This window comes from Sphingomonas yunnanensis, assembly GCF_019898765.1.
In the GTDB taxonomy this organism is placed as follows: Bacteria; Pseudomonadota; Alphaproteobacteria; order Sphingomonadales; family Sphingomonadaceae; genus Sphingomonas; species Sphingomonas yunnanensis.
Genome location: NZ_JAIOKB010000005.1, coordinates 25,457 through 38,806, shown reverse-complemented (window position 1 = coordinate 38,806; position 13,350 = coordinate 25,457). Strand labels below are relative to the sequence as shown.

At 70.6% G+C, this 13,350-nt stretch carries 15 protein-coding genes; 6 read left to right on the top strand and 9 right to left on the bottom strand.

Going from position 1 to position 13,350, the window contains the following annotated elements:
* The first annotated feature begins 4 nt into the window (after positions 1-4).
* Positions 5-379, top strand: coding sequence for a DUF983 domain-containing protein (locus tag K7957_RS14140; RefSeq protein ID WP_343228417.1), 375 nt, complete (start codon positions 5-7; stop codon positions 377-379).
* Entirely contained in the window at positions 376-1,005 is a 630-nt protein-coding gene (locus tag K7957_RS14135; RefSeq protein ID WP_223012647.1) for an SURF1 family cytochrome oxidase biogenesis protein, read from the top strand. Before K7957_RS14140 ends, K7957_RS14135 begins: the two co-directional genes overlap by 4 nt.
* 21 nt (positions 1,006-1,026) lie before the next feature.
* Here the strand turns inward: K7957_RS14135 and K7957_RS14130 are convergent, their stop codons facing one another.
* Together K7957_RS14130 and K7957_RS14125 are read right to left on the bottom strand one after the other, a co-directional pair.
* The gene (locus K7957_RS14130) at positions 1,027-1,785 is read right to left on the bottom strand and encodes a molybdopterin-dependent oxidoreductase (RefSeq protein ID WP_425517208.1); all 759 of its coding nucleotides are present in this window, start codon (positions 1,783-1,785) and stop codon (positions 1,027-1,029) included.
* Positions 1,782-2,474 (bottom strand): cytochrome b/b6 domain-containing protein, encoded by a 693-nt coding sequence (locus tag K7957_RS14125; protein ID WP_223012646.1) that lies wholly within the window; start codon positions 2,472-2,474, stop codon positions 1,782-1,784. Before K7957_RS14125 ends, K7957_RS14130 begins: the two co-directional genes overlap by 4 nt.
* Positions 2,475-2,500: 26 nt before the next feature.
* Between K7957_RS14125 and K7957_RS14120 the strand changes: the two genes are divergently transcribed.
* On the top strand, positions 2,501-3,121 hold the full coding sequence (locus K7957_RS14120) for a flavin reductase family protein (protein ID WP_223012645.1): 621 nt from the start codon (positions 2,501-2,503) through the stop codon (positions 3,119-3,121).
* Positions 3,122-3,381: 260 nt separating this feature from the next.
* Here K7957_RS14120 and K7957_RS14115 read toward each other — a convergent pair whose 3' ends face one another.
* Positions 3,382-3,621 carry a DUF6894 family protein gene (locus tag K7957_RS14115; RefSeq protein WP_223012644.1) on the bottom strand — a complete coding sequence of 80 codons (240 nt, stop codon included), beginning with the start codon at positions 3,619-3,621 and terminating at the stop codon, positions 3,382-3,384.
* 169 nt (positions 3,622-3,790) lie between these two features.
* Between K7957_RS14115 and K7957_RS14110 the strand changes: the two genes are divergently transcribed.
* The gene (locus K7957_RS14110) at positions 3,791-3,970 is read left to right on the top strand and encodes a hypothetical protein (RefSeq protein WP_223012643.1); all 180 of its coding nucleotides are present in this window, start codon (positions 3,791-3,793) and stop codon (positions 3,968-3,970) included.
* On the opposite strand, the gene K7957_RS14105 is transcribed toward K7957_RS14110, so the two are convergent.
* The 3 genes from K7957_RS14105 to K7957_RS14095 all read right to left on the bottom strand — a co-directional run bounded on the left by K7957_RS14105 (position 3,961) and on the right by K7957_RS14095 (position 6,563).
* Positions 3,961-4,719 carry a sulfite exporter TauE/SafE family protein gene (locus K7957_RS14105; protein WP_223012642.1) on the bottom strand — a complete coding sequence of 253 codons (759 nt, stop codon included), beginning with the start codon at positions 4,717-4,719 and terminating at the stop codon, positions 3,961-3,963. The genes K7957_RS14110 and K7957_RS14105 overlap by 10 nt on opposite strands.
* A complete protein-coding gene (gene rlmN / locus K7957_RS14100; protein ID WP_223012641.1) occupies positions 4,712-5,896 on the bottom strand; it encodes a dual-specificity RNA methyltransferase RlmN in 1,185 nt (394 codons plus the stop codon). The genes K7957_RS14105 and rlmN overlap by 8 nt, the downstream gene beginning before the upstream one ends.
* A gap of 199 nt (positions 5,897-6,095) precedes the next feature.
* Positions 6,096-6,563 carry a hypothetical protein gene (locus K7957_RS14095; RefSeq protein ID WP_246617111.1) on the bottom strand — a complete coding sequence of 156 codons (468 nt, stop codon included), beginning with the start codon at positions 6,561-6,563 and terminating at the stop codon, positions 6,096-6,098.
* Positions 6,564-6,723: 160 nt separating this feature from the next.
* On the opposite strand from K7957_RS14095, the gene K7957_RS14090 reads away from it, so the two are divergent.
* A complete protein-coding gene (locus K7957_RS14090; protein ID WP_223012640.1) occupies positions 6,724-7,338 on the top strand; it encodes an outer membrane protein in 615 nt (204 codons plus the stop codon).
* Positions 7,339-7,577: 239 nt separating this feature from the next.
* Positions 7,578-8,681 carry a DNA polymerase III subunit beta gene (gene dnaN, locus K7957_RS14085; protein ID WP_223012639.1) on the top strand — a complete coding sequence of 368 codons (1,104 nt, stop codon included), beginning with the start codon at positions 7,578-7,580 and terminating at the stop codon, positions 8,679-8,681.
* Between the two features lie 193 nt (positions 8,682-8,874).
* Here dnaN and kdpC read toward each other — a convergent pair whose 3' ends face one another.
* The 3 genes from kdpC to kdpA form a co-directional block, all read right to left on the bottom strand.
* Positions 8,875-9,459 (bottom strand): potassium-transporting ATPase subunit KdpC, encoded by a 585-nt coding sequence (kdpC, locus tag K7957_RS14080; protein ID WP_223012638.1) that lies wholly within the window; start codon positions 9,457-9,459, stop codon positions 8,875-8,877.
* Between the two features lie 123 nt (positions 9,460-9,582).
* The gene (gene kdpB / locus K7957_RS14075; protein ID WP_223012637.1) at positions 9,583-11,616 is read right to left on the bottom strand and encodes a potassium-transporting ATPase subunit KdpB; all 2,034 of its coding nucleotides are present in this window, start codon (positions 11,614-11,616) and stop codon (positions 9,583-9,585) included.
* 11 nt (positions 11,617-11,627) lie between these two features.
* Complete coding sequence (gene kdpA / locus K7957_RS14070; protein WP_223012636.1) at positions 11,628-13,346, bottom strand: potassium-transporting ATPase subunit KdpA; 1,719 nt, start codon at positions 13,344-13,346, stop codon at positions 11,628-11,630.
* Positions 13,347-13,350: the final 4 nt, after the last annotated feature.

Below are 13,350 nucleotides of genomic sequence, written 5' to 3'. Positions count from 1 at the left end.
CCGCGTGTCGGGCGAGGAGCGGATCGCGCCGCGCCCGCTCGACGTCGGGCTGAAGGGACTGTGCCCGCGCTGCGGCGCGCCGACATTGTTCGCGGGCCTGTTGCGCTTCGCCGAGCGGTGCGGCGCCTGCGGGCTTCGCGTCGCCGACTTCAACGTCGGTGACGGCCCCGCCGCTTTCCTCACCCTGATCTGGGGCACGATCGTGGTCGCGCTGGCGATCACGCTCGAGCTCTCGCTGGCCCCGCCCTGGTGGGTTCACGCGCTGCTGTGGGTGCCGCTGACGCTCGCCGGGGTGATCGGCTCGCTGCGGCTGGCGAAGGGCTGGCTGATCGCGGCCGAGTATCGCGACGCCGCGCGCGAGGGGCGGGTGACGGAATGAGGCGCGTGCCGATCGTGCCGACGCTGCTGGTCGCGCTCGCCGCGGCGGCGATGGTGGCGCTGGGGCTGTGGCAGCTGCTCGAGCGAAAGCCGCAGAAGGAGGCGCTGCTGGCGCAGCTCGCCGCCAACCCACGCCTGCCCGCGGTCGCCTTCCCGCGCTTCCCTGACGAGACGTTGCTGTTCCGCCGCGCGAGCGCCTTCTGCCTCCAGCCGGTCGGGTTCGAGCGCGCGGGGGCGGGCGCGGCGGGGTTCCGCGTGATCGCGATGTGCCGCACCGGCGCCGAGGGACCGGGGCTGCGGGTGCAGATCGGCACGACGCGCGACGTCAAGGCGACACCGGTGTGGCGCGGCGGCGCGGTGAGCGGCTGGGTCGCCCATGCGCCCGACTCGCGCCCGCTGATCGCGACGGTGATGGCGCCGCGCGCGCGCGAGCTGATGCTGGTGAGCGACCGCCCCGCGACGGGGCTGGCGGCGAACACACCGCCCGATCCCGCGAGCGTGCCCAACAACCACCTCGCTTATGCGGTGCAGTGGTTCCTGTTCGCGGGCGTCGCGGTGGTGGTCTACGTCGTCGCGCTGCGGCGGCGGGGAGACGGGCGGACGAACGATCAAAATCCTACCCGCTAGCGGGTAGGAATTTACAGGATCTCAGATCCCCGCCCACCAGTCGTAGTCGACATTGTCTTCCCAATAGCCCCCGCGCCCCTTCCCGACGCCCGCGAGCGACTCCACCGCGGTGACTCGCATGAGATACTTGGCCTGCTTGTAGCCGAGCTGGCGCTCGACCCGCAGCCGCAGCGGCGCGCCGTGGCCGACGTCGAGGAAGCGGTCGTTCATCGCCCAGGCGAGAATCGTCTGCGGGTGGAAGGCGTCCACCAGGTCGATCGACTCGTAATAGGGCGCACCGCCGTAATAGTCCGCGCAGGTGAAGACGAGGTAGCGCGCGCGGTCGCTCAGCACCGCGGCGCGGAGCACGTCGGCGAGCCGCGGCCCCTGCCATTTGCCGATCGCGCTCCACCCCTCGACGCAGTCGTGCCGCGTGATCTGCGCGCGCTGCGGGAAAGCGCCGAGCTCGCTCAACGACAGCGCGAGCGGGCGCGCCACCAGCCCGTCGACCGCCAGCCGCCAGTCGGCGAAGCGCCCGGCGCGCAACGCGGCGTACGCGTCGGTGCCCGGGTCGCGCGTGCCGTTGGTGCGGAAGCGCGGCGACATCTGCTCGGGGCGGAACTCGGGGGCGAGCGCGTCGCGATCGAACAGGGCGCGCTGGAGCCCGCGGTGGATGTCCTCGCCCTTGAACAGGATGGTGCGGACCTCGGGCTGCTGGACGACTCGGTCGCACGCGCCGAGCAGCAGCGCGCTCCCCCCCGCAGCGCCCCGCGCGAGCAGCTGGCGCCGGCGCCACATCATTCTGGCACCCGCCACCAGCCGGTGATCATCGAGCGCAGCTCGTTGCCGACGCCGGCGAGGATCACCAGCGTCAGGTGGACGACCGTGAACAGCGCCAGCCCCGCCATGGCGAGGAAGTGGAGCGAGCGCGCCGACTGGCGCCCGCCGAAGACATCGAGCAGCCACGGCCAGGCCGCGTCCATCCCCGGCGAGAGCGCCAGCCCGGTGAGGATCACCAGCGGCAGCAGCACGAAGATCACCGCGACGTAGCTCAGCTTCTGCAGCACGTTATACTCGCCCGGCGCCTCCGGATCGTGGAAGCGCAGGTCGAGGTGCGCGCGCACGTCGGCGGCGATGTGCGCCGGGGCGAGGTCGCGGCGGCGCAGGCGCAGGTCGCGCTGGATATGGCGGTTGAGGAGGCTCACGATCAGGTAGCCGAGCAGCGAGAAGGCCAGCACCAGCGCGAAGAACAGGTGCCAGCGCCGCGAGATCGCGAGATTGTAGCTGGCCGGGATGGTCAGCCAGGCGGGAAAGCGCGGCAGCTGCGCCCAGGCGTCGTCGAAGTTCGCGCCATAGCGCCCCCAGTAGAGCCGCGGGTGCGCGTTGGAGATGCCGAGCCCGGAGCCGATCAGCACGAACACCGCGACCGCGTTGAGCCAGTGCCACAATCGCGTGGCGAGCCGGTGACGGCGAATGGCGGTTGCACCCATGCGCGCAGCCTAGCAGAGGTTAGGCCATGACCGAATGGCATTTCTACGAGCCCGCGGCGGGTCATGGCCTGCGCCACGACCCGCTCAACGCGATCGTCGCGCCGCGTCCGATCGGCTGGATCAGCACCGTCTCACCTGCCGGCGTGCGCAATCTGGCGCCGTACAGCTTCTTCAACCTGTTCAACTACAAGCCACCGATCGTCGGGTTCTGCTCGGTGGGCGCCAAGGACTCGCTCGCGAACGCGCGCGACACCGGCGAGTTCGTCTGGAACCTGGCGACGCGCGACCTCGCCGAGGCGATGAATGCCACCTCCGCCGCCGCCCCGCCGGAGACGGACGAGTTCGCGCTCGCGGGGCTGGAGACACTCCCCTCCGCCAAGGTGCGCCCGCCGCGCGTCGCGGCGAGTCCGGTGCAGTTCGAGTGCGTGGTCACCCAGGTGGTGCAGCTCGAGGCGCGCGGCGGCGGGGCGCTGCCGTCGTGGCTGGTGCTGGGCGAGGCGGTGGCGGTCCACCTCGATCGCGCGCTGCTCGACGACGGCGTCTACCAGACCGCGCGCGCGCGCCCGATCACGCGCGGCGGCGGCCCGGCCGACTATTTCGAGATCGCTCCCGAGCAGCTGTTCCGGCTGGAGCGGCCGAGGGCCTGAGGCGCGTGGCGCGAAGGTCCTCCCCGGCACGGGGAGGGGGACCGCCGGCGAAGCCGGTGGTGGAGGGGGATGGCCGCGAGCGGTACGGCGGAGGCATCGGTGACGTCCTCCACGTCCGGTCACGTCCGCGGCGAGCCCCCGCCGTCAGCGCTGCGCGCTGCCAGTGCGGGCGAGATGGTGTCCTCCCGGACACCATCTTGGCCTGCCAGGGGGCAGGCCACAGCCCGCACTCCCCGCGAGCGGGGAGGATCTCGCGCGCCCTACGCCACCGGCTCCGTCCCGACCGTCGCGACGATCACCGAGAACAGCAGCCCGCGCTCGGCGTCGACCAGCTCGACCGCCCATTCCTCGCCGCGCAGCAGCGCATCGTTCTCGTCGCGCAGCACGTCGGCGGCGAAGCGGACCGCCGCGGCGCGCGCGTCCGCCAAAGTGGCGAACTCCTGGCCGATCGCGTCGGGATGCGAGACGCCGTCGCGCACGTTGAAGAAATAGCGCTGCATCAGCGACTCCTTTCCTCGCAATCTGCCTTGATCTCGATCAATGGTCCTCAATGAAGGTTAGGAAGGTTGCCGTTTCTCGCGCGCGTCGGCAGCCCGTGGTCCGATCGAGGTGAGTGCGCGCGCCGCGTCGCCGCCTAGGCTGGGCCGCTCGCCCATGACGGAGCCGCGCATGACCGATCCCAGGCTGCCGAGCCGCCGCGCGCCACGCGTCCTGGCGATCCTCGCCCTCTTCGTCGCGGCGATGTGGATCATCGTCTTCGTCGGCGAGAATGTCGCCAGCCATCACTCGCTGGAAAGGCAGCGACGCGCCGGCGAGCCCGGCGGCGCGCCGCGTCGGCCTCAGCCGTAGGCGCGCCAGAAGAACACCGCGGTGGTGGCGGCGGTGACCAGGATCGTCCAGCCGCGCACCACGCCCGCGGGCAGCCGCTTGCCCACGCTCGCGCCGGCCCAGCCGCCGACGATCCCGCCGAGCAGCATCGGCGCCCCCGCCTGCCAGCGCACCAGCCCGGTGGTGATAAACACCAGTGCCGCCGCGGCATTGGCCATCGCCAGCATCAGCGTGCGCGGGGCGAACAGCGCGCGCGGGCTGGCACCGGCGAGCAGCCCATAGGTGGCGGTGAGCATGATCCCGACGCCGCCGCCGAAATAGCCGCCATAGGTGCCGAGCAACGCCTGCGCGACGAACAGGCTGCGCCGCCCGATCGTGACTCGCCGCGCCAGCCACGCCGCCCCGGCGGGCCCGAACACGATCGCGACCAGCGCCACCAGCAGCAGCCACGGCACGATCAGGTCGAAGGCGTGGCCGGGCGTGACCACCAGCAGGGTGCTCCCGATCAGACCGGCGACGAAGGTCACCGCCGCGAGCCGGCGCAGCGACACGCCCGCGACCGGGCCGAGCTCGTCGCGGAAGCTCCACACGCTCGCGCCCGCGCCGGGCAGCAGTGCGACATTGGAGGTGGCGTTGGCGATATTGGCGGGCAGGCCGAGGCCGAGCAGTGCCGGCAGCGTGGCGAACGTGCCGCCTCCCGCCAGCGCGTTCATCGCGCCCCCCACCGCGCCGGCGCCCGCCGCCAGCGCGACCGCGCCCCACTCAGCCAAGCGCCGCCTGCTTCTCCGCCGCGATCCGGTCGAGCTCGGCGCGGCTCTTCTTCTCGGCCGCGGTCTTGAGCTGACCGCAGGCGGCGTCGATGTCGCGGCCGCGCGGGGTGCGCACCGGCGCCGAGATGCCGCCCTCGAAGATGATCTCGCTGAAGCGGCGCACGCGCTCGGGCGTCGACGTCTCATAGGCCGCGCCGGGCCAGGGATTGAACGGGATCAGGTTCACCTTGGCGGGCAGCTGATAGTGGCGCAGCAGCCGCACCAGCTCGTGGGCCTCCGCGTCCGAGTCGTTCTTGTCCTTGAGCATCACGTACTCGAACGTGATGCGGCGCGCGTTGTTGGCGCCGGGATAATCGGCGCAGGCCTGGAGCAACTGCTCGATGCCGTATTTGCGGTTGAGCGGCACGATCTCGTCGCGCACCTCCTTGGTCACCGCGTGGAGCGACACCGCGAGATTGACCCCGATCTCCTCGCCCGCGCGCGCCATCATCGGCACCACGCCCGAGGTCGAGAGCGTGATGCGGCGCTTGCTGAGCGCGAGGCCGTCGCCGTCCATCACCAGCTTGAGCGCGTCGCGCACCGCGTCGAAATTGTAGAGCGGCTCGCCCATGCCCATCATCACGATGTTGGTGAGCATGCGGCCCTCGGGCTGGCTCGGCCACTCGCCGAGCGAGTCGCGCGCCAGCATGACCTGACCGACGATCTCGCCCGCGGTGAGGTTGCGCACCAGCCGCATCGTGCCGGTGTGACAGAAGGTGCAGTTGAGCGTGCAGCCGACCTGGCTCGACACGCAGAGCGTGCCGCGATCGGCGTCGGGGATGAACACCGCCTCGTAATCCTGCCCGTCGGGGGAACGCAGCAGCCATTTGCGCGTGCCGTCGCTGGAGACCTGCGCCTCCACCACCTCGGGGCGGCCGATGACGAAGCGCTCGGTCAGCCACGGGTGCTGCGCCCTGGCGATGTCGGTCATCAGCGCGAAGTCGGTGGCGCCGCGATTGTAGATCCAGTGCCAGATCTGCTTGGCGCGCAGCTTGGCCTGGCGCGGCTCGAGCCCGGCGGCGGCGAGCGTCTCGCGCAGCTGGTCCTTGGACAGGCCGATCAGGTCGACGCGACCGTCGGGGCGCGTCACCGCGGCGCGCGGGACGGGCACGGGATCGATGTGCCCGGGGATGGGCATGGGGGCGGCCGGCTCTGTCAGCATCGCGCGCACATAGGCGATGTGAGCGGAACTTTCCAGTTCGGCGTGGAGGGCTCCCTCTCCCTCCCCATCAGGGGAGGGCTGGGGTGGGGCGTCGCCGCGGGCGGCGCGGTCGTCCCCCGATCGGCGCGCTCGCGGCAAGGCCTCACCCCGCCCCCCCCCCCGCAGGGGAGGGGAGCTATTCGCCCGCACACCCCAGTTGCGCCGCGTCGATCGCGGTGGCGGCGCCCGCGAGCGTGTAGCTGTCCGCGATCGGCCGACCCGCGCGGTCGGCCGTGGTGAGCGTCATCAGCCGCGCCGCGCGTAGCGCCGCGACGATCGCGCGGTCGGTCGCGGCGTCGGGCGCGCGCGCGCTCGTCAGGTCGCCCGCCAGCGCGAAGCGGCGCTCGCCCATGGCCAGCGTCACCCGCGCGTCGCGGCCGCGCGGGCGCGACAGACGGAAGTACACGCTCGGCGCGCGCGTCGGCCCGGCCCGCGCCACCACGCTGGCGAATCCGCCGCGGCGATCGGTGGCGCCGTCGTCGCGCACCGGCTGCGCGATCGCGAAGCAGCGCGGCGGCGCGCCCTCGCGCAGCGCCGCCCAGCGCTCCCACACGCCGAGCGCGCCGCGCTCCGCCGCCAGCGCCATCGCCGCCGCGATCAGCAAGGTCCTGCCCCCATGCGCGCCTCCTCCGGCCGAACCTACGAAGCGCTGTGGCTCATAAGCAACGGTTTTTCCTGTTTATGTGAGGTTCATGCAACGTCGCGGGCGTTAACTAATTGACCCCCCACGCCCCAGGGTCGGGGCGAGAGGACTGGAGTGAGACATGCGTAAGTTTGCATTTGCCACCGCCGCGGCCGCGTTCGGCGTCGCGCTGGCAACCCCCGCGCTGGCACAGAACGGCGACTTCAGCGGCCCGCGGCTCGAGGCGCTCGCCGGCTACGACAATCTGCGCGACGGCGGCAACGGCGATTCCGAGGGCCGCGAGGGCTTCAGCTACGGCGCGCTGCTCGGCTACGACATCCAGAACGGCAACATCGTCTACGGGATCGACGGCGAGATCACCGACGCGACCACCAAGAGCCGCAGCTACAATGAAGTGACCGCGGGCGACCGCTTCTCGGTCGAGGCCGGGCGCGACCTCTATATCGGCGGCCGGCTCGGCTACGTGATCTCGCCCGCGGCGATGATCTACGCCAAGGGCGGCTACACCAACGCGCGCGTCGAGAGCCGCTACCAGCCCAATACCGGCGCGGACAGCGAGCTGGTCGACAAGGCCGACCTCGACGGTTTCCGCCTCGGCGCCGGGCTGGAGTATAAGCTCACCCCGACCGCCTTCGTGAAGGGCGAGTATCGCTATTCGCACTACGGCGAGATCGACGGCTACAACATCGACCTCGACCGCCACCAGCTGATGGCCGGGCTCGGCATCCGCTTCTGAGGATCGGCCGGTGAGGCGAGGCCGGCTCCGCGGCGATCGGGCTCCTGCGCACGCAGGAGCCCAGAGCCGAGGGCGCTGACCTGCGTGACCCTGGTTTCCTGCATTCGCAGGAACACGGGGGGCCACGCACTCATATAGACGCGAGGGGCCGGGGCGCTTGCTCCGGCCCTTCACTTTTGGCTAGGACGAGTCGGCCAATTGCCCCTGGTGAGTGACCTGCGGGCCGGGGGGACGTGACGATGAAGGCGACGATCGAACGCGCGACGCTGCTCAAGGGGCTGAGCCACGTGCAATCGGTGGTGGAGCGCCGCAACACCATCCCGATCCTGTCGAACGTGCTGCTCGAGGCGACTGCCGAGGGCCAGCTGCGGCTGATGGCGACCGACCTCGATCTCCAGATCAACGAGAGCGTCGCCGCCGCGGTCGACCAGCCCGGCGCCACCACCGTCTCCGCGCACACATTGTTCGACATCGCGCGCAAGCTGCCCGAGGGCGCGCAGGTCTCGCTCGCCGCCGCCGATGGGCGCCTGACGATCGTGGCGGGGCGCGCGCGCTTCTCGCTCGGCACGCTGCCGCGCGACGATTTTCCGGTGATCGCCGAGGGCGAGCTACCGGTCCAGTTCGAGCTGCCGGTCGACACGCTCACGCAGATCATCGACAAGACGCGCTTCGCCATCTCGACCGAAGAGACACGTTATTATCTCAACGGCATCTTCCTCCACGTCGCCGAGGGCGTGCTCAAGGCGGCGGCGACCGACGGGCACCGGCTCGCGCGTGTGACGGTCGACCAGCCGGAGGGCGCCGCCGACATGCCCGACGTGATCGTGCCGCGGAAGTGCATCGCCGAGCTGCGAAAATTGCTCGATGAGGTGGACGGCTCGGTCGGCGTGTCGCTGTCGGGCACCAAGATCCGCTTCGATCTCGGCAGCGCGATCCTCACCTCCAAGCTGATCGACGGCACCTTCCCCGACTACAGCCGCGTGATCCCGACCGCGAACGACAAGATCCTCAAGCTCGATCCGAAGAGCTTCATGCAGGGCGTCGACCGCGTCTCCACCATCGCCACCGAGAAGACCCGGGCGGTGAAGATGGCGCTCGATCGCGACAAGATCACTTTGTCGGTGACCAGCCCGGAAAACGGTACCGCGGCGGAGGAAGTGCCCGGCGACTATGCCGCGATGCCGTTCGAGATCGGCTTCAACAGCCGCTACCTGCTCGATATCCTCGGCCAGATCGACACCGACCTGGTGGAGGTCCATCTCGCCGACGCCGCCGCGCCGACGCTGATCCGCGAGAACGACAAGAGCCCGGCGCTCTACGTGCTGATGCCGATGCGGGTGTGAGGCGCGGGCGGTAGGGTCGTAGAGATCTCGTCCTGCCGCGACGGGACGCGGCGGAGACGATCAGGCGGTGAGGTTCACTCGCTGGCTTTACCGTGCTCCTGCGCAGGCAGGAGCCTAGGGTCACGAACGTCGCGCTCTGCCAACCTGGGCTCCGGCTCTCGCCGGAGCACGGTTGGTCTGACGCGGCAGGACCTCAGCGACGCTCCGCCCCCGACAGCGAGTCGAGCGCGCGGTTGAGCGCGAGCAGGTTGACGTGCGCGGCACCGAGCATCGGATCTTCCGCCTGCGCCGCGACGAGCGCGCGGACGCGCGCCACCGCCAGGCCGCGCACCCGCGCGATCCGCGGCGCCTGCGCCAGCGCGCCCGCCGGCGACAGGTCAGGGTCTAGCCCCGAGCCGCTCGCGGTGAGCAGATCGGCCGGGAGCGGACCCAGGACACCCTCCGCCCGCTGCTTCGCGGCGTCCGCCCTGACCCGATCGACGAGCGCCCGACTCGCCGGGCCGAGGTTCGAACCCGAGGAGGATAGGCCGTCATAGCCCTTGCCCGCCGCCGAGGGCCGGCTCTGGAAGTAACGGTCGGCGGTGAAGGCCTGGCCCAGCACGGTCGAGCCGATCACCCTGCCCTGCACGTCGCGCACGAGGCTCCCATTGGCCTGGTTGGGGAAGAGCGCTTGGCCAAGCCCGTTCATCGCCAGCGGGTAGAGCAGGCCGAGCAGCGCGGCGAACAGCAGTGTCAGCACGATCGCGGGGCGCAGCGCGGACGAGAGATCCTTGGTCATGTCATTCCTCCTTCTTGCTCCTCCCTCTTCGGGGGAGGGATTGGGGTGGGCTGCTTCGTCGAGCCGCCCGTTCGTGGAGCGGCCCCACCCCCGCCCCCTCCCCCCTGGTGGGGGGGAGTAGCCTCACGCCAGCCCCAGCCCGCCGACGACCAGGTCGATGAGCTTGATGCCGAGGAAGGGGGCGAGCAGGCCGCCGAGGCCGTAGACCGCGAGGTTGCGCGCCAGCAGCGGGCCCGCGGCCATCGGCCTGTACCTCACCCCCTTGAGCGCGAGTGGCACCAAGAGCGGGATGATCAGCGCGTTGAAGATGATCGCGCTGAGGATCGCGGACTGCGGCGTCGCCAGCCCCATCACGTTGAGCACGCCCAGCCCCGGGTAGAGCGCGACGAACATCGCCGGGATGATCGCGAAATATTTGGCCACGTCGTTCGCCACCGAGAAGGTGGTGAGCGCGCCGCGAGTCATCAGCAGCTGCTTGCCGAGCCCGACCACCTCGATCAGCTTGGTCGGATCGCTGTCGAGATCGACCATGTTGCCCGCCTCGCGCGCCGCCTGCGTGCCGGTGTTCATCGCCACGCCGACGTCGGCCTGCGCCAGCGCGGGCGCGTCGTTGGTGCCGTCGCCGCACATCGCCACGAGCTTGCCGCCGGTCTGCTCCTGGCGGATCAGCGCCAGCTTGTCCTCGGGGGTCGCCTGGGCGAGGAAGTCGTCCACCCCCGCCTCGGCCGCGATCGCCGCGGCGGTGAGCGGGTTGTCGCCGGTGATCATCACGGTGCGGATGCCCATCGTGCGCAGCTCGCCGAAGCGCTCGCGGATCCCGGCCTTGACCACGTCCTTGAGGAAGATCGCGCCGAGCAGGCGACCGTCGCGCGCCACCGCCAGCGGGGTGCCACCGGCGCGGGCGATCTCGTCGGTGATGCGGCGCAGCTCGGTCGCCGCGGCGGTCTCGCCCGCGCCCGTGTTGGCGCGCAGGATCGAGTCGACCGCGCCCTTCTGGATCAGCGTGTCGCCGATCCGTACGCCCGAGACACGGGTCTGCGCGGTGAAGGGGATCACCTCGGCGCCCGCGGGCATCGGCCGCTGCAACCCGAACTGGTCGCGCGCCAGCACCACGATCGAGCGGCCTTCCGGGGTCTCGTCGGCGAGGCTGGCGAGCAGCGCCGCCTCGGCCAGCTCGACGTCGCTGGCACCGCCGACGCTGCGGAACTCGCTCGCCTGGCGGTCGCCGATCGTGATCGTGCCGGTCTTGTCGAGCAGCAGCACGTCGATGTCGCCCGCCGCCTCGACCGCGCGGCCCGATTTGGCGAGCACGTTGAAGCGCACCAGCCGGTCCATGCCCGCGATCCCGATCGCCGAGAGCAGCGCGGCGATCGTGGTCGGGATCAGCGTGATCAGCAGCGCGGCGAGGATCGCCACCGGGATGCTGCCGCCGGTGTAGGCGGCGAAGCCGGGGATGGTCGCGACAGCGATCAGGAAGATGATCGTCAGCCCGACGAGCAGCACGGTGAGCGCCACCTCATTGGGCGTCTTCTGCCGCTCGGCGCCCTCCACCAGCGCGATCATGCGGTCGAGGAAGCCCTTGCCCGGCTCCACCGTCACCTTCACGCGGATCTCGTCGGAGATGACGCGCGTGCCCGCGGTCACCGCCGAGCGGTCGCCGCCCGCCTCGCGGATCACCGGCGCGCTCTCGCCCGTGATCGCGGCCTCGTTGACCGAGGCGACGCCCGCGACGACGTCCCCGTCGGACGGGATCAGGTCGCCCGTCTCGACCAGCACGATGTCTCCGACCCTGAGCTGACTCGCCGCCACCTCGTCGAACGCTCGCCCGTCGCCCCTCAGCCGCTTGGCGCTGAGCTCGGCTTTGGTCGCGCGCAGGCTCGCCGCCTGTGCCTTGCCGCGCCCCTCCGCCAGCGCCTCGGCGAAGGTGCCGAACAGCACCGTCAGCCACAGCCACACGACCAGCTGGGCCTTGAAGGCGAGCGTGAGCCCGTCGCCGCCGATGTTGATCGTGACCGTCAGCAGCGTCGCCACGCACGCGGTCACGAACATGACCGGGTTGCGGACCAGCTCTCTCGGATTGAGCTTGAGGAAGCTTGCCGTGATCGCGGGCACGACGAGGTCGGCCGTGAACAAGCTCTTGGTCTGGGTCTTCGCCATATTGGCCCCCGTTAGAACAGCTGGCCGCGGATCATCGCGAGATGATCGGCGATCGGACCGAGCGCGAGGCTCGGCAGGAAGGTGAGGCCGCCCAGGATCAGCACGATGCCGACGAGCAGGCCGACCCACAGGCCGCCGGTCGTCGGGAACGAGCCCGCGCTCTCCGGCGTGTATTTTTTGGCGGCGAGGCTGCCCGCGATGGCGAGCATCGGCACGATGATGAAGAAGCGGCCGACCCACATCGCGACGCCGAGCAGCCCGTTGTAGTAGGGCGTGTTGGCGGTCAGCCCGGCGAAGGCCGAGCCGTTGTTCCCGACCGCGCTGGTGAAGGCATAGAGGATCTCGGAGAAGCCGTGCGGCCCCTTGTTGAGCGGCCCCGCCAGCCCCTGCTGCAGCACCGACGAGAGAGCCGTGAGCCCAAGGATCATCAGCGGCAGCACCGCGATCGCCAGCACCGCGAGCTTCACCTCGCGGCTCTCGATCTTCTTGCCGACGTACTCGGGCGTGCGCCCGACCATCAGCCCGGCGACGAACACCGCGAGGATCGCGAACAGCAGGAAGCCGTAGATCCCCGCGCCGACGCCGCCGATAACGACCTCGCCGAGCTGTATGTTGAACAGCGGGATCATCCCGCCCAGCGCGGTGAAGCTGTCGTGCATGGCGTTGACCGCGCCGCACGAGGCCGCGGTGGTGACGACCGCGAACAGCGCCGAGGCGGCGATGCCGAAGCGGACTTCCTTGCCCTCCATGTTGCCGCCGCCGACGCCGAGCTGGTGCAGCACGGGGTTGCCCGCGGCCTCCTGCCAATAGGTGACGGTCACGCCGGCGAGGAAGAGGATCACCATCGCCGCCAGGATCGCCCAGCCCTGACGCGTGTTGCCCACCGCCTTGCCGAAGGTCCAGGTCAGCCCGAAGCCGATCAGGAAGATCGACAGCATCTGCACGAAGTTGGTCAGCGCGGTCGGGTTCTCGAACGGGTGTGCGCTATTGGCGTTGAAGAAGCCGCCGCCGTTGGTGCCGAGCATCTTGATCGCTTCCTGGCTGGCCACCGGGCCGAGCAGGATCGACTGGCGCGCGCCCTCCAGCGTCTGGACGTCGACGACGCCGGCGAGCGTCTGCGGCACGCCACTCGCGATCAGGAAGATCGTGTAGAGGATGCAGATCGGCAGCAGCAAGTAGAGCGTGACGCGAGTCATGTCGGCCCAGAAGTTGCCGATGACCCCCACCCCGTTCTTCTGCGCCCCGCGCCGCGCGAAGCCGCGGAACAGCGCGAAGGCGAGCGCGATTCCCGTCGCCGCGGAGAGGAAATTGTGGATCGTCAGCCCCAGCATCTGGCTGAGGTTCGACATCGTCGCCTCGCCGCCGTAGCTCTGCCAGTTGGTATTGGTGGTGAAGCTCACCGCGGTGTTGAAGGCGAGATCGGGCGAGAGCCCCGCGAGCCCTTGCGGATTGCCCGGCAGCACGCCTTGCAATCGCAGCACCGCATAGGTGAACGTTAGCAGCGCCACGTTGAACAGCAGCATGTGCAGTGCGTAGCGGCGCCAGCCCTGCTCGGCCGTCGGGTCGACGCCGGCAAGCCGATAGAAGCCGCGCTCGACCGGACCGAGCACGACGTGGAGCGGCGTGCGCCGCCCCTCGTACAACGCGAACAGCCACAGCCCGATCGGCTTGGTGAGCGCCAGCAGGATGCCGATGAACAGGAGGATCAGGAACCAGCCCTGGAATGTCATGGAA